The organism is Nocardia sp. SSK8 (genome assembly GCF_037034205.1).
In the GTDB taxonomy this organism is placed as follows: Bacteria; Actinomycetota; Actinomycetes; order Mycobacteriales; family Mycobacteriaceae; genus Nocardia.
Genome location: NZ_JBAGKD010000011.1, coordinates 157918 through 179740 on the forward strand (window position 1 = coordinate 157918; position 21823 = coordinate 179740).

Below are 21823 nucleotides of genomic sequence, written 5' to 3' on the forward strand. Positions count from 1 at the left end.
TTCGGGCCGGTCCGGCGCCGGTTCACCGGTCGGTCTTCGGATCGGTGGCCAATTCGGGAAGACCGGCGACGACGGCGGCCAGGTTGTATCCGGAGCGGTTCAGATTGCCGTTCGACCCCGAGCGCCCGTATTCGGAATGCGGATTGTCGGCGCCGCTCTCGTAATGCTGCCCGCCGACCGTGATCGGGTCGGTACTCAGGTGGGTGACCCAGTCCATCTTGTGCGGGCTGCGGCCGAATCCATCGATATTGGCGACCGGGTCGCCGTGTTCGGTCATCTCGTAGACATGGTTGTCGGACAAGCCGAGATCGCTGGCACCGGAGACGGTGTCGTTGACACCTGCCTCCGCCAGAATCGCCGGAACGGGCGCCAGGGCGCCGTGCATCGGTATCTCGCGGCCCAATCCGGGTGAGCCGTAGAAGACCACATCGTCGACTCCGCCGCCCTTTTCCTGCAGCGCGAGACTCGTCGCCAATGAGCCGTAGGAATGACCCAGCGCGGTGATGTGCGGGTCGTTTTTCGCACTGGCCACGTCGAGACCCGCGTAGAACGACGACAGTGGTTGTGCTGCCTCTTGTGCCCTGCCCTCGTTGAGCACATTGATCGTGTCCGGCTCGAGGTCGGACCAACTGGACATGCCACCCTGTGGCGGGTCGTAGCCGAACCACGCGATCGACGCGATCTGCTCGCCGCCCCGACCGGCCGACTCCAGCTGCGCCTCAGAGGTTCTGATCAGATTCTGTGCCTCGCCGACCATTCCCCCGTTGGGATTCTTCGGTTCCCCACCACCGAGCAGGGTTTCGTCGAGGTTGGAACCGAGACCTGGCGTTGTCACCGAAATGTGGTCTGCCGTATCGGGATTGCCGACCGATACCGCCGCGCGGCCCTGGCGGCCGGACTCCATATCCAGCGCCATCAGGTAGCGCGGCGGGTCGGTCGCGGTGGCGCTCTGCCCGATGGCAGTATTCACCGCCGCGAGGTCCTTCAGTTTCTGTTCGGTACGGTCCAGCCCGGTTTGTGCCGCGGCGACCCCGGCCATGTCGCCCGTGGCGGCGGCGGTCACCATGGCGTCCTGATACTTGGTCAGTTCGCCGTCGAGGCGGGCCTGCTCGTCCGGGATCGTCGCCCGGTTCGCCTTGTCCCGCACTTCGACGGGCAATCCATCGAGGTTGCCGATGATCTTCGGCGAAGTGGCCTGCATCTCGGCCTGCTGGGCGGCGGTCAGCGAGTCCCACCATCGCCGGTTCTCCTGCGGTGTGCCGTTGGCCGGGGGCTGCGGAGTAACTGTCGCGGGCGTGGTCGCGTTGCCGAAAGAGTCTGGGGTTGGCAGGTTTTCGAAGGCGGACTCGATGGCGGATTCGGCAGCGGTGTCGGCGTTCATGGCGCCGGTCAGCGCGCCCTGGACGGCGGCGGTGTGGGTGTTGGCGTCGAGTTGCAGGGCGGCCATACCGACGGTGTATTTGTCGGCGACCTCGGTGGGGTCGGTGGTGTGACTCGCGATCGCGGAATAGAGGCGCTGCTTGGCGGTTTCGGAGATCACGCAGGTGCCGTCGTCGCGGACCTCGAAGCTCTTGGCGAGCGCGTCGGACTTCTTCGACGCGAGGAAGCCCTGGGCGGAGCTGATTGTCCACTGGGCGGAGGTGGCGGCGTCGCGGCCGCGGTCGAGGGCGTCGGCGATGAGCAGGGCCTTGGTGTGGATCTCGTCGAAGCGGGTGCGCATGGCGTCGCCGGTTTCGCGGCGGAAGGTGTCGCGGGAGGCGTCGGCGGCGAGGTACTGGTCCTGGATCTTGGTGCGCAATTCGGCTGCCTGGCGCGCGAACTCGGTGGCTTGGGTGCCGAAGGCGGCCGGTTTCCACGACTCGACCTGGGAGACGGTCAGGTGCTGGCTCATCGCGGGGTCACCCCGCTCAGCGCGCCTGCCAGGCCGTCGTCCTGCTGCTGGAAGGTGAGTGCGGCGGCGATGGTCTTGCCGCTGAGTTCGGCCAGGGCGGTGCCGACCGCGCCCATGGCCTTGTCGGCGCGGCGGGCGGCGAGTTGATACGCCCGCGGGGCGTCGCCATTGGGCATGCACTCGAAGACGCCGTCAGCCAGGGCGCCGCCCTTGCCGATGACCTGCACTTCCTGACCGGCGGTGCCCATGCCCGCCGCGAGGGCGCGCACCGCGTCTGGGTCCAGATCGAATTGTTCGGTACTCGGCGTCGGACTCACTCGGTTCCCTCCCCACGGGGTGTCGGCGACGCACCCCACCGCTATCGACTGCGCCAACTATAGATTGCATCCACCGCGCAATGCCATCTATAGATGGCATTGCGGAACGGGATGATCGACCAGGGGAGACATCAGATGACAGGCGCGCTCGATCCACTCGACGCCGACACCGGGCGTCTGCACGCCGGACTGAACCAGCCAGCCAGCGCCTCGGCGGCGGGGAATATCGCCACGGTGCGGGTGGGTGCGGACGGTGCGCTGGAGGCGGTGCACCTCACCGAGGCCGCTCGGCGGCTGGACCCGGACACGCTCGTCGCGACGATCGTCCGCCTGCACGCCGCGGCCTTGGCCGAGTCGCGCGCGGCGGTGATGGCGGCCGTGGCGCGGTTGGAGACTGACCCGCGCCTGCGTGACCGGCGCGAACGATACGTCGACGCGCTCGGCCAGGCGCCACCGTCAGCCCAGTCCCCGCTGACCCCGCAGCCCGCGACACCGCACCGACCTCAGCCCGCCGCGCAGAGCGGGAACACTGCCGCTCGGACTCAGCCTCAGCCCGCCGAGCACGGCTGGAACACCACCGGCCAGACCCAGCCCCAGCCTGCCGAACCTCGCTGGAACACCACCGGACAGGCCCAACCTCAGCCTGCCGAGCACGGCTGGAACACCGTCGGGCAGGCCCAGCCTCGACCTGCCGAACATGGCTGGAACACCACCCCGGCGGCGGCGCGTTCTGCACCTACCCCCGAGGACGACGACGCCGACGACGAGTACTTCCAGCGCGAGAGCTGGCTGGAGTACGACTAGGCCAGGCCCTCGAGGAGTTCGGGGTTGACTCCGTCGCGCCAGTCGATGGCCTCGCGGACGGTGGTCAGGTCGTAGTCGGGGCCGGAGACGCCGACGGTGAACAGGGTGACGCCTGCCGCGTGGAGGGCGTCGGCCTCGGGGCGGCCGAGCCATTGGACCGAGCGTTCGATGCGGGATTCGTCGGTGCCCGCGGCGGTGGCGTGGGCGGCGAGTACCTGGTTGCGGTGGGCGAGGGCGTCGACGTCGGAGAAGGAGTGCCAGATGTCGGCGTATTCGGCGACCAAGCGCAGGGTTTTGCGCTCGCCCTTGCCGCCGATGAGGATCGGGATGTGGCGCAGCGGGGGTGGCTGGAGTTTGCCCAGGCGGGCGGAGATGCGGGCGAGGCTGTCCTTCAACAGGTTCAGGCGGGTGCCGGGGGTGCCGAATTCGTAGCCGTACTCGGTGTAGTCGCGTTCGAACCAGCCCGCGCCGATGCCGAGGATGAGCCTGCCGCCGCTGATGTGGTCGACGGTGCGGGCCATATCGGCGAGCAGGTCGGGGTTGCGGTAGCCGCCGCCGGTGACCAGGGCGCCGAGCTCGACCCGCTCGGTCTGTTCGGCCCAGGCGCCCAGCATGGTCCAGCATTCGAAATGCGCGCCGTTCGGGTCGCCGGTGAGCGGGAAGAAGTGGTCCCAGTTGAAGACGATGTCGACCCCGGCGTCCTCGGCGCGCAGCACCGCGTCGCGGATGCGGCTGTAGTCGGGGGCGTGCTGGGGTTGCAGCTGGACTCCGATTCGAACGCGACGACTCATCCGTGCTCCTGTGCACTCGCGGGCGTGGGCCGTCATCGAGGTTACCGCTACCATCCGTGACGACCCTGTTCTCGGATCGTCCGGCACGTTCCTGCCGGGATGGGATGACTGATCTACGCATGGCTACCGTGACCTTCGATCGCGCGACCCGGCTCTACGCCGGCGCGCACCGACCCGCCGTCGACGCCCTGGACCTGGAGATCGCCGACGGCGAATTCCTGGTGCTGGTCGGGCCGTCGGGCTGCGGCAAATCCACTTCGCTGCGCATGCTGGCGGGCCTCGAGGAGGTCAACGGCGGGCGCATTCTCATCGGCGCCGACGACGTGACCCACGCCGAACCCAAGGATCGCGATATCGCGATGGTGTTCCAGAACTACGCGCTCTACCCGCACATGTCGGTGGCGGAGAACATGGGTTTCGCGCTCAAGCTGGCCAAGGTGGCCAAGGCCGAGCGCGAGCAGCGCGTGCTCGAGGCGGCCAAGCTGCTCGATCTCGAGCAGTACCTGGACCGCAAGCCCAAGGCGCTCTCGGGCGGTCAGCGCCAGCGGGTGGCGATGGGGCGCGCGATCGTGCGTCAGCCGCAGGTGTTCCTGATGGACGAGCCGCTGTCGAACCTCGACGCCAAGCTGCGCGTGCAGACTCGCACCCAGATCGCCCAGCTCCAGCGGCGCCTGGGCACCACGACGGTGTATGTCACCCACGACCAGGTCGAGGCGATGACCATGGGTGACCGGGTGGCTGTGCTCAAGGACGGGCTGTTGCAGCAGTGCGCGTCACCGCGTGACCTGTACCGGGACCCGGCCAATATGTTCGTGGCCGGGTTCATGGGCTCGCCCGCGATGAACCTGTTCACGCTGCCGGTGGCCGACGGCGCGGTCACCATCGGCGGGTACCCGATCAAGGTGCCGCGCGCGGCGGTGGACGCGGCCGAGGGCTCGGTGGTGCTGGGCATCCGGCCCGAGCACCTCGAGGTGGGCTCGGGCGGGCTACGGATGGAGGTGGACGTGGTCGAGGAGCTCGGCTCCGACGCCTACGTCTACGGGCGCGCGCTCTCGGCCGACGCCAGCGGGCAGACCGGGGAATCCATTGTGGCGCGGGTGGATTGGCGCAATCCCCCGGCCAAGGGTGAGCAGCTCGAGCTCACCGCCGATCCCGAGCACGTGTACTTCTTCCATCCCGAGACCGGCAGCCGGTTGCGCTGAGCTGTCCGGCCCCCGCGGCGAGTGCCGTGGGGGCCGTTCCTATTTCTCGGGGCGTTTGCGGGCGCGCAGGTAGTCCTCGTTGACGCGCACGGTCAGGTGTTCGAGGTCGACCGGTTTGCCGTCGGTGGTGCGCAGGTCGACGGTGACGGGCTCGCCGGTCTCGGCGTCGACGCGCAGCAGCGGCGGGGGGCCGGGCTGGAGGTAGGTGTCGCCCCACTGCCACAGCGCCACGACGGCGGGGAGCAGGTCGCGGCCCATGGCGGTGAGCACGTACTCGTGCCGGGTGCGCTTGCCTTCTTCCTGGTAGGGGCGCTTTTTCAGGAGTCCGGCCGCGGTGAGTTTGCGGAGCTGGTTGGCGGCGGCGGCATCGGTGATGCCCACGCGGCGGGCGAAGCCGTCGAAGCGGCGGGTGCCGTAGTAGGCCTCGCGCAGGATGAGCATGGCCGAGCGGGTGCCGATGAGGTCCATGGCTCTGGCGATGGAACAGCCCTCGGTGTTCCACCGGTTCAGATCGGCCAGGGGTCCTTCCATCACGGCTGCCATAACGGACATCATACCCATTTCTGACTTGAGTCAATGATAGTTAGCGCCCCGCGGTGCTCATCATGACCAGCGAGCGTGCCGCCCAGCTCGGGCTGCGGCCGCTGGCCCGGGTGCACAGTTTCGCCGTCGCCGGGGACGACCCGCTGCTCATGCTCACCGCCGTCATTTCCGCTCGGGGCTTCGGGTGCCCGGTTGGCGACCACGCTGGTGCACGCGCTGCATCAGCGGGAAGCGCGATTCGGGCTGCAGACCATGTGTGAGGCAGGCGGTTTGGCTAACGCGACCATCTACGAACGCCTCTGAACTCATGGTGCATGGCGGTTCCGGCCGCCGCGCACCGCGACTCCTTGGGGAATCGGGGGCGTTCTACGATCGGGAAATGGGCGCTGACACGTTGGTTTATGCGATTCCGCTGCGGACGCGGTTTCGGGGGATCACTGTGCGCGAGGGGATGCTGATTCGGGGCCGGGTGGGGTGGGGGGAGTTCTGCGCGTTTCCCGAGTACGGGGATCGGGAGGCGGCGGGGTGGCTGGCCACCGCGGTGGAGCAGGCGGAGGTGGGGTGGCCCGCGCCGGTGCGGGAGCGGATTCCGGTGAATTGCACGGTGCCCGCGGTGGACCCGGTGCGGGCGGGGCGGATCGTGCGGGAATCCGGTTGTGCGACAGCGAAAGTGAAGGTCGCAGATCATCCGGATTCGCTGGCCGAGGATCTGGCGCGAGTGGCGGCGGTGCGGGAGGCGATCGGGGACGGGGCCGTCCGGGTCGACGCCAATGCGGTGTGGGATGTGGAGACGGCGGTGCGGCACATCAGCGAGATCGACCGGGCCGCTGGAGGATTGCAGTATGTCGAGCAGCCGTGCGCGACGGTCGAGGAGCTGGCCGAGGTGCGGCGGCGGGTGACGGTGCCGATCGCGGCGGACGAGTCGATCCGGCGGGCCGAGGATCCACTGCGGGTGGCGGTGGCCGGGGCGGCGGATGTGGCGGTGCTCAAGTGCACGCCGCTGGGTGGCGTGCGGCGGGCCGTCGCGGTGGCCGAGGCGGCGGGGTTGCCGACGGTGGTGTCGTCGGCGTTGGAGACCAGCGTCGGGCTCTCGGCTCAGCTGGCACTGGCCGGGACACTGCCGTCGCTCGAATTCGCCTGCGGGCTGGGCACTCTCGCCCTCTTCGAGGGCGACCTCGTCGCGGAATCCCTACTGCCCGTCGACGGTTGGCTCCCGGTCCCGACTACCCCACCCGAGCCCGAACCCGAACTGCTGGCGAAGTATCGCCATCCCGACCCGGAGCGGGTCGACTGGTGGATGCGGCGCTACGAACGCGTGCGCGCACTGCTCGACGAGAAATAAGCGCATCCCCGCGTGCGCGCCATCGCGCACATTTTAGTTGTGCACAACTTAATTGTGCGCTATCTTGTTGGCATGACCGACGGACTCACCCTCGATGAGCAACTGTGCTTCCCGCTGTACGCGGCCTCGCGGGCGATGACGGCGGTCTACCGGCCGAAGCTGGAACGGCTCGGGCTGACCTATCCGCAGTATCTGGTGATGCTCGCGCTCTGGGAGCGCGACGGGCGCAGTGTGGGCGAGCTCGGCACGGCGCTCGACCTGGACTCGGGCACGCTGTCGCCGCTGCTCAAGCGGCTGGAGGCGACGGGGTATATCGAGCGAAGGCGGGGGGCCGTGGACGAGCGGCGCGTCGACATCGTGCTCACCGACAGCGGCCGGGCCGTGCGCGCCGAAGCGTGCCGGATTCCGGCCGAGATGGCCCAGCTCGCCGGGCTCACCGGCGAGGAGGCCGTCGCCCTGCGCGGCTTGCTGCGCAAACTCACCGACACCCTCACCGAGAAATGAGAGCTCCCATGCAGGTCATCTACACCGCCGAAGCCCTCGCCAGCGGCGAAGGCCGCACCGGCACCGCCCGCACCACCGACGGCAAGCTCGATGTGGTGCTCGCGCCGCCGAAGGAAATGGGCGGCGATGGCGCTGGCACCAATCCCGAGCAGCTCTTCGCCGCCGGGTACGCGGCGTGCTTCCATTCCGCGTTGCGCCTGGTCGGGAAGAAGGCGGGCGCGAATATCGCGGATTCCGCTGTCGGCGCCCAGGTTTCGATCGGCCCGAACGACAAGGGCGGATTCGGACTCGCCGTCACCCTGGAGATCTCGCTCCCCCACCTGACCCGCGACGAGGCCCAGGCCCTCGCCGACCAGGCGCACCAGGTGTGCCCGTATTCCAACGCCACCCGCGGCAATATCGAGGTCGAGGTACGGGTAGCGGAGGACTGATCCGCCGACTCCGGCCTGATCGTGCAACCCACCGCCGCGCAGTCGGTATTTCGACTGCGCGGTGTCGAATTGCACGATCTCGCCATCTGTCATCCGAAGCGGACACCGCACCCGCTGAACGTCGCGCGGACCACAAAGGCTGCTTCGGGGCCGATCACGCCATCGACCAATTCCACATAGCGGGTACAGAATTCGGGACCGTGCGGCGCCTCCGAAGCGTCCGGGGCCAGGTGGTGGGCGAGTTCGTGCAGGACGACGAGTTCGCGCAGGGCCCAGGCGGTCGAGCCGGTATGTAAGGGGACGGCCATGACAGCTGTTTCCGGCTCGTAGTGCGCGGCCGAAGTGCCTGATCGCGCGCGGACCATGATCGGTATCGACGCGCGATCCCATTGCGTACGAACCCAATTCAGGGACAGCACTTTGTCGGTATAGGACTGCACTGATTCGACCGACGCGAATTTGCGCTCCACCGGCAGGGTCAATCGCGAGCCATACGCATCGATACCCCGGTGCCCGAATTCCTCCGCGCGGTCGAATACCCCGCGCACCAGGTGCTCCGCGTCGTACACCTTCGCCCGCTGGGTATCGCGCGCCCGCCGCACCCCCTCACCAGACACGTCGGCCCGCCCAAACCCTTCGCGCCCGATGGACCCACGTCGCGCCGGGGCGCGCCCAGACCTGGCCCCCGTCGCGGCCCATCTCGCCGCTGTTCGCGCCGGGGCGCGACCGAACCCGACTCCCATGGCGGCTCGCCTGGCCACTGTTCGCGCCGGGGCGCGACCGAACCCGACTCCCATGGCGGCCCGTATGGAGGCTGTTCGCGACGGGGCCGACCGTGCGGGCAGCGCTCATCGGTCCAGCTTTCCCCGCGCGGCGGGCAATTCGGGTGACGGGCCGAGGCGCGCGGTTCGGCCTGCCCGGTCACCCGCGCGGCGGGCGGCGGCGGAATGGCCGGTGGAGGTTTGCGGGCCGCGCCAGGTGCCGCGGGCCTCGGAGGTGGCGGTGTAGAAGTCGGTGAGGGCTACTTCCTTGTCGCGCAGGGCCAGGGCGGTGCCGGTGGCGACGGTGGCGGATTCCTCGGCCACGACCTCGGCCTTCACCTCGGCCAGGCGGGCGCCGACGCGGGCGGCGAAGGCCATCTGGAAGTTGAGGCGAGCGGTGACCCCGGCGACGGGCGCTTCGATCTTGCGCCGCACGGTGCGGCCGAGACGCTTCTCGGTAACCACCTTGACCACGGTGGCCGCGCGATAGGCGCCGGACTTGATGTAGTGGTCCGAGGCCCGCACCATCTGGATGAGCAGGCTCGCGTAGAGGGCCTCGCAGGTGTCGATATCGGCGGCGAACCCGTAGGCGTAGACCTGGGTGGAGCTGCGGGCGACATCGCAGCGCACATCGTTGGCCGTGGCGATGGCCACGAACAGCTGCACATAGGTGCGCAACCCCTTGCGGCCGGGCTCACCGATCGGAATGATCCGCTGCACCGGCACCGACCTGCGCTCGCGCCTGCTGACATGCGAGCGCGCGACCGCCAGATCGATCGAGGACTTGGTGGCCAGCCGCTGCGCCGCCGCCAGGAACGCCTCGGCCTCGTGCTCGTTGTCGGTGGACTCGGCCTTGCGCAGCAAACCACCGATCCGGGTGAGCATCCGGTCGGGCGTCGACGGCGATGGACTCGTCACGCGACGAGCCTAGGACACCCCACCGACAGGCCCGGATCAGGGAACTGACTCGAAAGTACGCGATTGGGCAGGACGATCGGACGTGAACACCGCCCACCATGTATGTTCCCTGTTGCACCGCACGGTGTGCTGCTGCTCACTGTCTCGACCCTGGAGTGTCTGCGATGGCCTTGAAGATTGTCCCCAGAGCGGCGATGGCTGCTGCCTCGATCGCGTTGCTGACCGCGTCGTTCGCGACCGCCTGCTCCAGCGACAATGGGGGCAACGCGCTGGGCCAGAATCTGACCGGCCGTGGCCCGATCACCTACGTCGAGGGCAAGGACACCACCGAGACCGGGGTGGTCCGGCAGCTCATCGACCGGTGGAACGCCGCGCACCCGGACGAGCAGGTGACCTTCAAGGAGCAGTCGGCCGACGGCACCCAGCAGCACGACGACCTGGCCGAGCACTTCCGGGCCAAGCAGGACGGCTACGACGTGGTCGCCCTCGACGTGCCCAACACCGCCGAGTTCGCGGCCAAGGGCTGGATCCAGCCGCTCGAGGACAGCTTCTCGATCGACACCACTCCGCTGCTCGCGCCGACCGTGGCCAGCGCCACCTACAACGGCAAGCTGTACGCGGCGCCCAAGAACACCAACGGTGGCCTGCTGTACTACCGCAAGGACCTGGTGCCGACCCCGCCCAAGACCTGGAGCGAGATGCTCGGTCAGTGCCCGATCGCGCGCGAGAACAACCTCGGCTGCTACGCCGGTCAGCTGTTCCCCTACGAGGGCCTGACCGTGAACACCGCCGAGATCATCAACGCCTACGGCGGCAGCTTCGTCGGCGCCGACGGCAAGACCCCGACCGTGAACAGCCCGGAGTCCAAGGCCGGTCTGAAGGTCCTCGTCGACGCCTACCAGAACGGTGACATCCCCAAGGAAGCCATCACCTTCAAGGAAGGCGAGAGCGCCAGCGCGTTCGAGTCCGGCAAGCTGCTGTTTCTGCGCAACTGGCCCTACCTCTACGCCCAGGCCAACGCCGATTCCTCGGTGGTGAAGGACAAGTTCGGCGTTGCCCCGCTGCCCGGCAACACCGGTGTCGGCGCCTCCACCCTCGGTGGCTACAACGCCGCGATCAGCGCGTTCTCCAAGAACAAGGCCACCGCGGCCGATTTCGTGCGCTTCCTGATCAGCGAGGAGGCGCAGCAGATCATCGCCTCCGGCGCCCTGCCTCCGGTGCGCGCCTCGCTCTACGACGACCCGGCCCTGATCGCCAAGATGCCGTACCTGCCCGCGCTCAAGGAGTCCATCGCCAGCGCGGTGCCGCGTCCGGTGACCCCGTTCTATCCCGCGGTGTCGAAGGCCATCCAGGACAACGCCTATGCTGCCCTCAACGGCACCAAGTCGGTCGACGACGCGGTGGCCGGGATGCAAAAGGGAATCGAGACAGCCGGTTCCGGTTCGTAGCGCAGGCAGCGGACCCGACCAGACCGTAGGAGAGTAGTTAACGGTGTCGGATCCTTCGGGAGCCAAGCAGCGCGGGCTTGCGCTGGAACTGCGACGATCCGGCAAGGCTTGGCTGTTCGTCGCGCCGGTGCTCGTCGCGCTGGCGGTGGTCATCGGATATCCGGTGTTCCAGGCGATCTGGATGTCCTTCCAGCAGGACGCCGGTATCGACCCGGCCACCGGCATGTTCGTCGAGGGCGGCAGCGCCGGGCTGAGCAACTACACGCACTGGCTGCTGCAGCAGTGCGCCACGCTGGCGGGCACCGAGTCGTGCCCGACCGGCACGCTGGGCTCGCAGTTCTGGGCCGCGGTCGGCATCACCCTGTTCTTCACGGTGGTGACCGTGACGCTCGAGGCCGTGCTCGGCCTCGGCATGGCCATGGTGATGGGCAAGACCTTCCGCGGCCGGGCCCTGCTGCGCGCCGCGGTGCTCATCCCGTGGGCGATTCCGACCGCCGTCACCGCGCGGCTGTGGGAGTTCATGTTCCAGTACGACGGCGTGGTGAACCGGGTGCTCGGCACCCACATCCTGTGGACCTCGGACCCGTGGGCCTCGCGGTTCGCGGTGATCTTCGCCGATGTCTGGAAGACCACGCCGTTCATGGCGCTGCTGATCCTGGCCGGCCTGCAGGTGATCCCCAATGATGTCTACGAGGCGGCCAAGGTCGACGGCGCCTCGGCCTGGCAGCGGTTCGTGCACATCACGCTGCCGCTGCTCAAGCCCGCGCTGCTGGTCGCGGTGCTGTTCCGCACCATGGACGCGCTGCGCATGTACGACCTGCCCGCCATCATGACCGGCTCCAACCCGGCCACGACCACGCTGTCGATCCTGGTGGTCGATCAGGTGCGCCAGGGCCCCAACAGCGCGGCCGCGCTCTCCACGATCACCTTCCTACTGGTCTTCGCCATCGCGTTCGTGCTGGTGAAGGTGCTGGGCGCCAACGCTGTCCGCACCCAGGAAGAACAGCGGAAGGCGCACTGATGAGCATCTCGATGACCAAGGAACCCGACGTGGCACGCGCGGAGGTCGCGGTGCCGCCGGTGTCGTGGCGCAAGCGCCTCGGGACCGTCCGGATGTATCTGGGCGTGCTGATCGTGCTGGTGTGGGGGCTCGGCCCGTTCTACTGGATGACCGTGGTGGCCTTCCGCGATCCGGCGCACACCTTCGACTCCACGCCCTGGCCCACCCATCTCACGCTGGAGAACTTCCGCAACGCGTTCGACACCAGCCGCGGCAACGACTTCGGCAAGGCGCTGCTCAACAGCGTGATCATCGGCTCGGCGACCACCGCGATCGCGCTGGTGCTCGGCGTGCTGGCCGCCTACGCGCTGGCCCGGATGACCTTCGCGGGCAAGTACCTGGTATCGGGGCTGATCCTGTCGGCCTCGATGTTCCCGGCCGTGGTGCTGGTGACGCCGCTGTTCCAGCTGTTCACCGACCTGGGCTGGATCGGCGAGTACCAGGCGATGATCATCCCGAACATCTCCTTCGTGCTGCCGATGACGGTCTACATCCTGGCCTCGTTCTTCGCCGAACTGCCGTGGGAGCTGGAAGAGGCCGCGCGCATCGACGGGGCGAGCAAGGCGCAGGCGTTCCGGCTGATCATGCTGCCGTTGGCCGCGCCCGCGGTGTTCACCACCGCGATCCTGGCGTTCATCGCCGCGGTCAACGAGTACCTGCTGGCGCGGCTGCTCTCGGGGGAGGACACCCGGCCGGTGACCGTGGCCATCGCGAGCTTCTCCGGTAACGACCCGCTGGTGCAGCCGTACGCGGCGATCATGGCGGCGGGTGTGATCGTCACGGTGCCGCTGGTGATCATGGTGCTGATCTTCCAGCGCCGGATCATCTCCGGGCTCACCGCGGGTGGTGTGAAGAGCTGAGGGCGGCGGGGCGGCTCGTTCGCCGCCCCCATCGCGGTTCCCGGGTTCGGCGGCCCCCGCCGGGTAGAGTCGCCTGCATCGTTAGGCAGGTGGTGTTCTCCTCGCGCGGGAAGGGGATGGTCGTGGCCTCCGAGGGTGCAGCACGCGACCAGCCACGCAAGGGCGCCGCCCGGCGCGCGCAGGCCGCCCGGCTGGCCGCCGTCGATCCCGACGACGACACGCCGCTACCCTCCGACCGCCCGCCCCGCACGCGCGCGCAACGCATCCGGCGACTGCTGCTGGCACTGTTCATCATCTTCTTCTGCGTGCCCGCGCTGCTGTTCGCGGCCATCTACTGGAGTGCGGAGATCCCGGAACCGGCCGAGGTCGCGGTCGAGCAGCCCGCCACCGTGCTGGCCGCCGACGGCACCACCGTGCTCACCAAATTCATTCCGCCCAAAGGCAATCGGATCCCGATCCCGCTCGCCGAGGTGCCGGTGCCGGTGCGCGACGCGGTGCTCGCGGCCGAGGACCGCAATTTCTACACCAACCCCGGCTACTCCACCAGCGGCTTCCTGCGCGCGGCCCGCGACAACCTGCTCGGCAACGACAACGCGGGCGGCGGGTCGACGATCACCCAGCAGTATGTGAAGAACGCCTTCCTGAGTTCGGAACGCACCGTCACCCGCAAGATGCGCGAGCTGATCATCGCGGCGAAGATGGCGCGGCAGTGGAGCAAGGAAGACATCCTCGCCGCCTACCTCAACACCATCTATTTCGGGCGCGGCGCCTACGGCATCGCCGCGGCGGCCAAGGCGTACTTCGGCAAACCGGTTCCGGAGCTGACCCTCGCCGAGGGCGCGGTGCTGGCCGCGGTGATCCGCTCGCCCTCGGTGCTCGACCCGGAAACCCACTTCGACCAGCTGCGCGCGCGCTGGCAGTACGTGCTCGACGGCATGGTCGAGATGAACGTGCTCGCCCCCGGCGACCGCGACGCCACCGAGTTCCCGGAGATCCTGCCGCTGCCCGACCTGCCCGCCGAGCCCGCCGCGCTCGGCCCGGAGGGCCACATCCGCACCCAGGTGCTGCGCGAGCTGCGCGCCGCTGGCCTGACCGACGCCGACATCAATACCGGAGCCCTGCAGATCACCACCACCATCGACGCCACCGCCCAGGCGGGCGCGGTCGACGCGGTGCGTGAGCGATTGTCCTGGCAGCCACCGCAATTGCGCGCGGCGGTGGTCTCGATCGATCCGCGCAGCGGCGCGGTGCGCGCCTACTACGGCGGCGAGGACGGCACCGGCTTCGATTTCGCGCAGGCGCCGCTGCAGACCGGGTCCTCGTTCAAGGTGTTCGCGCTGGTGGCGGCCCAGCAGCAGGGCATCCCGGTGACCAGGGCGATCGACAGCTCCCCCATCCACGACCGCGGTACCGAGATCACCAACGACGGTGGCGATTCCTGCGGCCAGTGCCCGCTGACCGAGGCGCTCAAGCGCTCGCTGAACACCAGTTTCTACCGGCTCACCATGACCATGGCCGACGGGCCGCGCTCGATCGCCGACGCCGCGCACCAGGCCGGGATCCCGGAACACATTCCCGGGCTGGAGGAGAAGACGCTCACCGAGGCCGGTGGGCCGCCGCTGAACGGAATCGTGCTCGGCCAGTACCTGGTTCGGCCGATCGATATGGCCTCGGCGTACGCGACGCTGGCCGATCACGGGGTCTACCGGCAGCCGCATTTCGTGCAGCGGGTGACCAAGGGCGACGGGCAGGTGCTGCTGGATCGCTCGGTGGACTACGGATTCGGCCGCTCGGCACCGGAACCCGAGCAGCGCATCACCGCGGGCATCGCCGACGCGACCACCCAGGCCATGCTGCCGATCGCGAACTACTCCAACGGGCACGGCCTGGCCGAGGGCAGGCCGTCGGCGGCCAAGACCGGCACCACGCAGCTGGGCGAGAGCAAGGACAACAAGGACGCCTGGATGATCGGCTACACGCCCTCGCTGTCGACGGCGGTGTGGGTGGGTACCGAGCAGCCGCAACCGCTGCGGACCGGTGGTGGCGGCGCGATCTACGGCTCCGGGCTGCCCTCCGACATCTGGAAACAGACCATGGACACCGCGCTGGCGGGCACCCCGGTCGAGCAGTTCGAGGTGCCACCGCTGTCGAATCCGGTGGTGCCCGCGCCCTCGCGCAGCGGCGGCGACTACGACATCCTCAATCCGCCCACGTCCCGGCGCAGTCCGCCGCCGCTGATCATCACGCCACCGGCGGCCGGTCCCGGCATCCTCGACCCGACCACCCCGCCGACCTCGACACCCGGCCTGTTCGACCCGCCCGCCGACACGCCGCGCACCCCCGCGCCGGTGATCATCATCCCGCCCGCGCCCACCCCCGCGCAGCCCGGCGAACTCTTCCCCGGGCTCGGTGGCGGGGGACGATAGATCACGGATTGGCCACCGGGACCCCGCGCTAGAGCGGACATGGCAACATCGTTGGCCAGAGCGCGAACGAGCCCGGCGCGGAACCTGTCGTAGCGATGCGGGAAGATGGACGCGCTCGAGCGACGACGAGACTAGACATAGGGGCTACGCAGGTGGATTTCAATGTCGTTGACCGTCCCGAGACGCTGATCGCGGGCACGGTGCTCCGCAGCCCGGCGCTCGCCGTCGAGGGTCCGCGGCGAGCCAAAGTGGTGGAAGCGTGGCGGCATCTGCTGGCGCGGCCGCAGTTACCGGGACCGGTCGCGACCGGGTACGTCGATTTCGCCGCGGAGATCAACTCCTACCTGACCCATATCGTCGGCTACGAGTGCAAGACCCTCGCGGATCTGCAGGTCGGTGACGTCCTCGCCCGCATCCCCGCGGGCCGCTACGCGGTGTTCAGCGCCACCGGCGAGAACCGGGGCGACACCATCGTCGCGCTGTGGCGCCAGATCTGGGACGCCGAGGCGGCAGGCGAGTTCGACCGCGCCTACGCGGGCGACTACGAGCAGTACCCGGACGAGAACTCGGTGGAGATCTACGTGTCGCTGACCGACGAGAAGGGCGCCGAGTGACCATGGCAGTCGATTTCGAGATCGTCACCCTCGACGACGGGCTGATCGCGGGCCTGACCGTGCCGCTGGCCGGGCGCGAGGTGACCGCCCGCGACCTGGACCTGGTGAACTTCACCTGGGACCGCTACCTCTCGCGGGAGAAGTCCGTGCCGCGCGCGGCCGCCTACATCGGCCAGAACGACCACGCCGTCGCGGTGCTCGGCTACGAGGTCGACGGCCTCGACGACATCGACGAGGGCGACGTACTCACCCGCATCCCCGCGGGCCGCTACGCCAAGTTCGTCGTCTCCGACAAGCCCTACGACCTCCTACGCACCGCCTGGGCCCAAGTGATCAAAGCCGAGAACGCAGGCACCATCACCCGCTCCCACACCGCCGAACTAGAGCGCTACACCGGCCCCACCAGCGTCGAGGTCTACGTCTCCCTGGACTGAAAGGCCTTGACCGCCCGCGACCCCGAGGAGCAGCAGGGCCAGCAAGCAAGATCGCCTGCCCGCAGCCCTGGAACCCCGACCCACCCACGCCAGCGCACCAAACAACACCGCCATGACCGCACTCCCAACCCCGCACCCGCGACCCCGAGGAGCGGCGGCCGACGAAGTCGGCCGGTCGCGGCCGGGTCGCCGGTCAGCGCTCGAAGCGCATGCGCCGCAGGCGCGAGTCTCGAGCGCTGACCGGCGGCCCCTAGGGGCCGCGACTCAAGCGCGCCAGCGCTCCAACAAACACAGCGTCCACTTCCCGGGGGACATGTAGACAAAAGGCCGGTGGCCGCGAAAATCTCGCAACCACCGGCCTTCACGTCAGAACCTACTCAGCCCCGATGATGAACGCCTCGAGCTGCGTCCGAGCCACATCGTCGGCGATCTGCTCCGGCGGGGACTTCATCAGGTAGGCCGAGGCCGGGATGACGGGGCCACCGATGCCGCGGTCCTTGGCGATCTTGGCCGCGCGGACGGCGTCGATGATGATGCCCGCCGAGTTCGGCGAGTCCCACACCTCGAGCTTGTACTCCAGGTTCAGCGGCACGTCACCGAAGGCGCGACCCTCGAGGCGGACGTAGGCCCACTTGCGGTCGTCGAGCCACTCCACGTAGTCCGAGGGACCGATGTGGACGTTGCGGTCGTGCACCTTGCCCGAGAGCGGGCCGTTGAGGTTGGAGGTGACGGCCTGGGTCTTGGAGACCTTCTTGGACTCCAGACGCTCGCGCTCGAGCATGTTCTTGAAGTCCATGTTGCCGCCGACATTGAGCTGGTAGGTGCGGTCGAGTACCACGCCGCGGTCCTCGAACAGCTTGGCCATCACGCGGTGGGTGATGGTCGCGCCGACCTGGGACTTGATGTCGTCACCGACGATCGGGACACCCGCGTCGACGAACTTCTGCGCCCAGACCGGGTCGGAGGCGATGAACACCGGCAGCGCGTTGACGAAGGCGACGCCCGCGTCGATGGCGCACTGGGCGTAGAACTTGTCGGCCTCTTCCGAACCGACGGGCAGGTAGGAGACCAGGACGTCGACCTGGGCGTCCTTCAGCGCCTTGACCACGTCGACCGCGGGAGCCTCGGACTCCTCGATGGTCAGCGCGTAGTACTTGCCGATGCCGTCGAGGGTCGGGCCACGCTGGACCGTCACGTCGGTGGGTGGCACATCGGAGATCTTGATGGTGTTGTTCTCGCTGGCGAAGATTGCCTCGGCCAGGTCGAAACCGACCTTCTTGGCATCGACGTCGAACGCGGCGACGAACTTCACGTCCTTGACGTGATAGGGACCGAACTTGACGTGCATGAGGCCCGGAACGGTCGAGTTCTCGTCGGCGTCCTTGTAGTACTGCACGCCCTGCACCAGCGACGACGCGCAGTTGCCCACACCGACGATCGCGACGCGAACTTCGCCGGACCCAACCTTGTTGACATCACTCATGGCCGCTCTTTCCCTCTTTCTGTGGTGCCGCCTTCGTCGATTGCTCCGCCGCAATCAACTCGTTGAGCCAGCGCACTTCGCGCTCGCTTGATTCCAATCCGAGCTGGTGGAGCTGGCTCGTGTAGCGATCCAGCGAGCCGGAAGCCCGTTTGATCGCCTCGCGCAGTCCCTCTCGGCGCTCCTCGACCTGACGTCGCCTGCCCTCGAGAATCCGCATCCTTGCCTCGGCAGGGGTGCGGCTGAAGAAGGCGAGGTGAACGCCGAAGCCGTCATCGGTGTAGTTCTGCGGACCGGTGTCGGCGAGGAGTTCGTTGAACCGTTCCCGCCCGACCGGCGTCAGCCGGTAGACGCGGCGCGCACGGCGCGCGGTCGCGCCCTCCGGAATCTCCTCGGCGATCAACCCGTCGGACTGCATTCTGCGCAGCGTGGGGTAGAGCGACCCGTAGGAGAAGGCCCGGAACGCGCCGAGCAGGCCGGTGAGCCGTTTACGCAGCTCGTAGCCGTGCATGGGTGCGTCCAGGAGCAGGCCGAGAATCGCCAATTCGAGCACTGCCGACCTCACTCCCTGCACTATGTCGGCCCGACAGACCGAACAGACCTAACCGATGGATGCGAGTACCAACTATATCGGAGCGATATAACAAGGCATAGCCGAATGACGCACATCACTGCGTTGTGCCAGGTGAGATGCCCTGGTCAGGGCTTGAAGGGATGCACCGCGACCGGCTCGCCCGCCGCCGAGACGATGAAGTGGCCCGATTCCTCATGCGCGTTCTTCACGTGGATGCTCACCTCGACCCGCTGCGGCTTCTCGGTCGGGTCGTCGACCTCGATGTCGAACATCCAGACCGCGCCGCCCGGGACCTTCGCCGTCTCCGGGGCGCCCGCGAGGTAGCCCGACAGCTTGGCCACATCGATCTCGGCCAGGTCGAGGGTGGGCGTCTTCGGCTGGCGCGAGGTCGGCGAACCGGCGGTGTCGAAATCGCCCCGGTAGGTGATGTGGACCTGTTTGCCCGGGCCCGCCGCGCGGCGGACGGTGACGCGGTCGGGGAAGACGGTGACCTCGTCGACGAGGGTGGAGTCGAACTCGGCCCGGTAATCGGCCAGGAAGTGGGCGAATCCGGGGCCGGTGGTGAAGTCGGGCAGCGGGTCGGCCGCCACGGTGTCGCCGACGGTACGGCCGAGCAGGCCCGCGAGCGCACCGGTCAGCCCGGCCAGCAGGACCGCGCCGACCGGGAGCCACCAGCGGCGGGGTGCGCGGGGGATGCCCCTGGCCAGCGGGGTGGCGGCCAGGTCGGCGGGGGTTTGCAGGTCGTCGACCAGGCGGTCCAGGGCGCCGAAGGTCTCCGCGCGCAGGGCGGCGGCGGTGCGGGTGTCGTGCTCGGCGGCGGTGAGCTGGCCGTCGGCCAGGGCGGCGTCGAGCAGGGCGCACGCGTCGGTGCGGTCGGCGTCGGTGGCCCGCAGGTTCTTCGGCTTCATCGCGGGCTCATCCTTCGTACGGATCGATCGAGAGCAGTTCGCCCGAGAGCGCGAGCACGAAATCGCCCGCCTCGCCGAGTTCGTTGCGCACGAACACGGTGATGGCCGGGTGGCCGCCCGTCCAGCTGTCCTTCGCGATCCGCAGGTGGGTGACCTTGCCGTCCGGGACGCGGACCGTGGTCGCGGCCTCGCGTAAGGCGGTGTCGAGGGCCGTGGCGTCCACCAGCGCCAGGTCGATGTCGACGGCATCGCGGGCGCGGGTGGTGAGCTGCGAGGTGGACCGGTCGAAACCGCCGCGATAGGTGTAGTCGACGGTCCAGGTGGGCTTGTCCGGAGCGCGGCGATCGACCGAGGCGTGCTCGTCGTGCAGGACGGCCTCGTCGACGAGGGTGTCACCGAACTTGGCGAGGTAGTCGGTGCGGAACTGGCGGAATCCGGCGCCGGTGGTGAGGTCGGGCGTGGGGATGACGACGGGTTCCATGGACACGGGCTCGGCGGTGATGCCCGGATCGGGGACGGGCGGGTTGTCGTCGCGGACCGTCCAGGCGAAGGCGGCGACCGCCACCAGCGCCGCCGCGGCGACGGTGACCAGGCGGGCGGTGCGGCGGGCGCGGGGTTTCACCGGGGCGGCCGGGCGCTGTTGCAGCTCGGCGACCAGGGTGGCGAGATCGCCCAGGGTGCGCGCGTCCTCGGCCAGGCCGGACAGAGCGGTGTGCTCCTCGGCGTCCAGCTGGCCGTCGGCGCGGGCCGCGTCCAGGACGGTCCGGATGGCGGCGCGATCGGAATCACGCGCTCTGGTGTGGGGTGGATATTCGCCGGGGTGCTTGCGGCCCAACGGTTTTCGTGGGACAGGTCGGGCGCCGAGGGCTTCGGGAGACTGTAGGTCTGCGGTTAATCGCCGCAGCTCACCGAGGGTTTTCGCGGTGCGGGCACGGTCGGCGCGATCGTGGTACTCGTGTGCGCCCAGCTGGCCTTCGGCGTAGGCCGCGTCAAGCACGGTCGACACCTGCGCGCGATCGATATCACGCGCTCGCAGCGCGGAATCGGCGGCCCCGCGGGCCCGCCCGGAATCAGCCATTGCCCTGGTACGCCTCACCTGCGGAAACATCCGGGCACTCCCCGGTATCGGGAGTGTACGACGAGCGCACCGATGACGCGGTGCCCACGGCGGCGCAAATCAAACCCCGCTACTCTGGTGATCGTGCGAATTCAGCGGCAGGTGGTCGACTACGCGCTCCGGCGCCGGTCGCTGCTGGCTGACGTCTACGCGGGCCGGGTGGGTGTCGCCGAGGTGTGCGATGCGAATCCGTACCTGCTCCGGGCCGCCAAGTTCCACGGCCGGGGCAGTGAGGTGACCTGCCCGATCTGCCGGAAAGAGCAGCTGACCTTGGTCTCCTGGGTGTTCGGCGACGGGCTCGGCCAGGCGGCCGGGTCGGCGCGGACACCGGAGGAGCTGATCCGGATGGCGGAATCGAGCGAGGAGTTCTCGGTGCACGTCGTCGAGGTGTGCCGCTCGTGCAGCTGGAACCACCTGGTGCAGTCGTATGTGCTCGGATCGGCGCCCGCGCCGGCCCGGCGCCGGACGAGTTCGCGAGCGGGGCGGCGTTCTGTCGCCGAGTGACAGGTCGCCGAATGACCACCCCGTGAGGCACTGCTGTTCAGGGTGCAAGGTATCCGCGCCGGTGCTCCGGCGCGGATGTCGTGTGCCGGTTGAACCTTACAAGTTATGGAGATCTGGTCAGTGAGTTCGCCCTACGAGCCCTCCCCCTTCGGTGACGACGCGCGGGGCGGTCAGCCGCCGCGCAGGCCGATGCCGCCGAACGGGCCGCGCCAGGGCGGACCCGGCCAGGGCGCTCCCGGACCGGGCGGACGCGGACCGGCGCCGGGCGCGCGCGGTCCACAGGGCGGTCCGCCGCCGAACCGGCAACAGGGCCCGCCGCCGGGCGGAATGCCGCCGCGGCGCCAGGGCCCGCCCCCACAGCGACCCGGCGGGCCAGCCCCGCGGCCCGGCGGTGATCCCACCCAGCGCGCGGGCGGCCCGGCTCAGCGCGCCGGTGGTCCGGCCAGCGGTCCGACTCAGCGCGTCAACAACCCGTCGAGCGGGCCGACGCAGCGCGTGCGCCCGAACGGCCCGCAGGGCGGCCAGGGCAGGCCGCCGCAGCCGGGTCGCCCCGCGCCCGCGGCCGGTGCCACCCAGAAGCTGCCGCGTCCCGGCACCCCCGACGAACCGACCGTGCGTTCCGGGCAGACCGGCGCGGGCCGCGCGGTGCGCGCCGACGATGTGAACCGCACCACCCGCGCGGGTGCCGCGGGCGCCGCGCGTCCGGGTGCCGGACGCCGTCCCGGCGGGCCCACCACCGGCGAACGACGGGCCACCGGCAGCGGCGGCACCCCGCCGCCGACCGGTCCGCGCAACCGCCGCGACGGTGGCGGGGGCGACGACGGCTCCGGTAGTGATGGTTCGGTGACCAAGAAGAAGTTCCCCTGGCGGGGCGTGCGCCGGACCCTCTACGTC

The 21823-nt window shown here is 69.2% G+C and carries 22 protein-coding genes and 1 pseudogene; 13 read left to right on the top strand and 10 right to left on the bottom strand.

Annotation, left to right across the window (positions count from 1 at the left end):
* Positions 1 to 22: 22 nt before the first annotated feature.
* Together WA675_RS20655 and WA675_RS20660 are read right to left on the bottom strand one after the other, a co-directional pair.
* Entirely contained in the window at positions 23 to 1891 is a 1869-nt protein-coding gene (locus tag WA675_RS20655) for an alpha/beta hydrolase (protein ID WP_336086316.1), read from the bottom strand.
* Complete coding sequence (locus WA675_RS20660) at positions 1888 to 2208, bottom strand: hypothetical protein (RefSeq protein WP_336086317.1); 321 nt, start codon at positions 2206 to 2208, stop codon at positions 1888 to 1890. The genes WA675_RS20655 and WA675_RS20660 overlap by 4 nt, the downstream gene beginning before the upstream one ends.
* Before the next feature lie 135 nt (positions 2209 to 2343).
* Here WA675_RS20660 and WA675_RS20665 point away from each other — a divergent pair, with 135 nt between their 5' ends.
* Positions 2344 to 3012 carry a hypothetical protein gene (locus WA675_RS20665; protein WP_336086318.1) on the top strand — a complete coding sequence of 223 codons (669 nt, stop codon included), beginning with the start codon at positions 2344 to 2346 and terminating at the stop codon, positions 3010 to 3012.
* On the opposite strand, the gene WA675_RS20670 is transcribed toward WA675_RS20665, so the two are convergent.
* On the bottom strand, positions 3009 to 3803 hold the full coding sequence (locus WA675_RS20670) for an LLM class F420-dependent oxidoreductase (RefSeq protein ID WP_336086319.1): 795 nt from the start codon (positions 3801 to 3803) through the stop codon (positions 3009 to 3011). The genes WA675_RS20665 and WA675_RS20670 overlap by 4 nt on opposite strands.
* A 119-nt stretch (positions 3804 to 3922) precedes the next feature.
* Between WA675_RS20670 and WA675_RS20675 the strand changes: the two genes are divergently transcribed.
* Positions 3923 to 5005 (top strand): ABC transporter ATP-binding protein, encoded by a 1083-nt coding sequence (locus tag WA675_RS20675; protein WP_336086321.1) that lies wholly within the window; start codon positions 3923 to 3925, stop codon positions 5003 to 5005.
* 39 nt (positions 5006 to 5044) lie between these two features.
* On the opposite strand, the gene WA675_RS20680 is transcribed toward WA675_RS20675, so the two are convergent.
* A complete protein-coding gene (locus WA675_RS20680; protein WP_336086322.1) occupies positions 5045 to 5560 on the bottom strand; it encodes a winged helix-turn-helix transcriptional regulator in 516 nt (171 codons plus the stop codon).
* A 38-nt stretch (positions 5561 to 5598) separates the two neighbouring features.
* Between WA675_RS20680 and WA675_RS20685 the strand changes: the two are divergent.
* The 4 genes and pseudogenes from WA675_RS20685 to WA675_RS20700 all read left to right on the top strand — a co-directional run.
* Positions 5599 to 5851 (top strand): annotated as a pseudogene (locus tag WA675_RS20685) (steroid 3-ketoacyl-CoA thiolase); the annotation flags it as partial.
* A 76-nt stretch (positions 5852 to 5927) separates the two neighbouring features.
* Positions 5928 to 6890, top strand: coding sequence for an o-succinylbenzoate synthase (locus WA675_RS20690; RefSeq protein ID WP_336086323.1), 963 nt, complete (start codon positions 5928 to 5930; stop codon positions 6888 to 6890).
* A gap of 72 nt (positions 6891 to 6962) precedes the next feature.
* Complete coding sequence (locus tag WA675_RS20695; protein WP_336086324.1) at positions 6963 to 7394, top strand: MarR family winged helix-turn-helix transcriptional regulator; 432 nt, start codon at positions 6963 to 6965, stop codon at positions 7392 to 7394.
* Positions 7395 to 7402: 8 nt separating this feature from the next.
* On the top strand, positions 7403 to 7825 hold the full coding sequence (locus tag WA675_RS20700) for an organic hydroperoxide resistance protein (protein ID WP_336086325.1): 423 nt from the start codon (positions 7403 to 7405) through the stop codon (positions 7823 to 7825).
* An 89-nt stretch (positions 7826 to 7914) separates the two neighbouring features.
* On the opposite strand, the gene WA675_RS20705 is transcribed toward WA675_RS20700, so the two are convergent.
* Positions 7915 to 8427, bottom strand: a complete 513-nt coding sequence (locus WA675_RS20705) for a TIGR04338 family metallohydrolase (RefSeq protein ID WP_336086378.1) — start codon at positions 8425 to 8427, stop codon at positions 7915 to 7917.
* A gap of 246 nt (positions 8428 to 8673) precedes the next feature.
* Positions 8674 to 9471 (bottom strand): DUF2786 domain-containing protein, encoded by a 798-nt coding sequence (locus tag WA675_RS20710; RefSeq protein WP_336086379.1) that lies wholly within the window; start codon positions 9469 to 9471, stop codon positions 8674 to 8676.
* A gap of 197 nt (positions 9472 to 9668) precedes the next feature.
* On the opposite strand from WA675_RS20710, the gene WA675_RS20715 reads away from it, so the two are divergent.
* The 6 genes from WA675_RS20715 to WA675_RS20740 all read left to right on the top strand — a co-directional run bounded on the left by WA675_RS20715 (position 9669) and on the right by WA675_RS20740 (position 16346).
* Entirely contained in the window at positions 9669 to 10952 is a 1284-nt protein-coding gene (locus tag WA675_RS20715) for an ABC transporter substrate-binding protein (RefSeq protein ID WP_336086326.1), read from the top strand.
* Between the two features lie 43 nt (positions 10953 to 10995).
* Entirely contained in the window at positions 10996 to 11973 is a 978-nt protein-coding gene (locus WA675_RS20720) for a carbohydrate ABC transporter permease (protein ID WP_336086327.1), read from the top strand.
* 92 nt (positions 11974 to 12065) lie between these two features.
* On the top strand, positions 12066 to 12872 hold the full coding sequence (locus WA675_RS20725; protein WP_278261199.1) for a carbohydrate ABC transporter permease: 807 nt from the start codon (positions 12066 to 12068) through the stop codon (positions 12870 to 12872).
* A gap of 116 nt (positions 12873 to 12988) precedes the next feature.
* Positions 12989 to 15298: a transglycosylase domain-containing protein gene (locus WA675_RS20730; protein ID WP_442945687.1), complete on the top strand. Its 2310-nt coding sequence runs from the start codon at positions 12989 to 12991 to the stop codon at positions 15296 to 15298.
* Positions 15299 to 15450: 152 nt separating this feature from the next.
* Positions 15451 to 15912: a GyrI-like domain-containing protein gene (locus WA675_RS20735; RefSeq protein ID WP_336086328.1), complete on the top strand. Its 462-nt coding sequence runs from the start codon at positions 15451 to 15453 to the stop codon at positions 15910 to 15912.
* Between the two features lie 2 nt (positions 15913 to 15914).
* Entirely contained in the window at positions 15915 to 16346 is a 432-nt protein-coding gene (locus WA675_RS20740) for a GyrI-like domain-containing protein (protein WP_336086382.1), read from the top strand.
* 373 nt (positions 16347 to 16719) lie between these two features.
* Here WA675_RS20740 and WA675_RS20745 read toward each other — a convergent pair whose 3' ends face one another.
* The 4 genes from WA675_RS20745 to WA675_RS20760 form a co-directional block, all read right to left on the bottom strand.
* Positions 16720 to 17829, bottom strand: a complete 1110-nt coding sequence (locus WA675_RS20745; protein ID WP_336086331.1) for an inositol-3-phosphate synthase — start codon at positions 17827 to 17829, stop codon at positions 16720 to 16722.
* Complete coding sequence (locus WA675_RS20750; RefSeq protein ID WP_278261035.1) at positions 17822 to 18379, bottom strand: PadR family transcriptional regulator; 558 nt, start codon at positions 18377 to 18379, stop codon at positions 17822 to 17824. Before WA675_RS20750 ends, WA675_RS20745 begins: the two co-directional genes overlap by 8 nt.
* 146 nt (positions 18380 to 18525) lie before the next feature.
* A complete protein-coding gene (locus WA675_RS20755) occupies positions 18526 to 19308 on the bottom strand; it encodes a DUF1707 SHOCT-like domain-containing protein (protein WP_336086333.1) in 783 nt (260 codons plus the stop codon).
* Positions 19309 to 19315: 7 nt separating this feature from the next.
* Positions 19316 to 20386: a DUF1707 SHOCT-like domain-containing protein gene (locus tag WA675_RS20760; RefSeq protein ID WP_336086334.1), complete on the bottom strand. Its 1071-nt coding sequence runs from the start codon at positions 20384 to 20386 to the stop codon at positions 19316 to 19318.
* 123 nt (positions 20387 to 20509) lie between these two features.
* Between WA675_RS20760 and WA675_RS20765 the strand changes: the two genes are divergently transcribed.
* On the top strand, positions 20510 to 20929 hold the full coding sequence (locus WA675_RS20765) for a DUF5318 domain-containing protein (RefSeq protein ID WP_336086335.1): 420 nt from the start codon (positions 20510 to 20512) through the stop codon (positions 20927 to 20929).
* Positions 20930 to 21823 lie beyond the last annotated feature (894 nt).

Coding starts and splice junctions, on each gene's coding strand:
- WA675_RS20755 (WP_336086333.1), bottom strand. CDS start 19,308: ATGAAGCCGAAGAACCTGCGGGCCACCGACGCCGACCGCACCGACGCG.
- WA675_RS20710 (WP_336086379.1), bottom strand. CDS start 9,471: ATGCTCACCCGGATCGGTGGTTTGCTGCGCAAGGCCGAGTCCACCGAC.
- WA675_RS20715 (WP_336086326.1), top strand. CDS start 9,669: ATGGCCTTGAAGATTGTCCCCAGAGCGGCGATGGCTGCTGCCTCGATC.
- WA675_RS20690 (WP_336086323.1), top strand. CDS start 5,928: ATGGGCGCTGACACGTTGGTTTATGCGATTCCGCTGCGGACGCGGTTT.
- WA675_RS20745 (WP_336086331.1), bottom strand. CDS start 17,829: ATGAGTGATGTCAACAAGGTTGGGTCCGGCGAAGTTCGCGTCGCGATC.
- WA675_RS20695 (WP_336086324.1), top strand. CDS start 6,963: ATGACCGACGGACTCACCCTCGATGAGCAACTGTGCTTCCCGCTGTAC.
- WA675_RS20675 (WP_336086321.1), top strand. CDS start 3,923: ATGGCTACCGTGACCTTCGATCGCGCGACCCGGCTCTACGCCGGCGCG.
- WA675_RS20730 (WP_442945687.1), top strand. CDS start 12,989: ATGGTCGTGGCCTCCGAGGGTGCAGCACGCGACCAGCCACGCAAGGGC.
- WA675_RS20740 (WP_336086382.1), top strand. CDS start 15,915: ATGGCAGTCGATTTCGAGATCGTCACCCTCGACGACGGGCTGATCGCG.
- WA675_RS20760 (WP_336086334.1), bottom strand. CDS start 20,386: ATGGCTGATTCCGGGCGGGCCCGCGGGGCCGCCGATTCCGCGCTGCGA.
- WA675_RS20670 (WP_336086319.1), bottom strand. CDS start 3,803: ATGAGTCGTCGCGTTCGAATCGGAGTCCAGCTGCAACCCCAGCACGCC.
- WA675_RS20665 (WP_336086318.1), top strand. CDS start 2,344: ATGACAGGCGCGCTCGATCCACTCGACGCCGACACCGGGCGTCTGCAC.
- WA675_RS20655 (WP_336086316.1), bottom strand. CDS start 1,891: ATGAGCCAGCACCTGACCGTCTCCCAGGTCGAGTCGTGGAAACCGGCC.
- WA675_RS20680 (WP_336086322.1), bottom strand. CDS start 5,560: ATGATGTCCGTTATGGCAGCCGTGATGGAAGGACCCCTGGCCGATCTG.
- WA675_RS20725 (WP_278261199.1), top strand. CDS start 12,066: ATGTATCTGGGCGTGCTGATCGTGCTGGTGTGGGGGCTCGGCCCGTTC.
- WA675_RS20700 (WP_336086325.1), top strand. CDS start 7,403: ATGCAGGTCATCTACACCGCCGAAGCCCTCGCCAGCGGCGAAGGCCGC.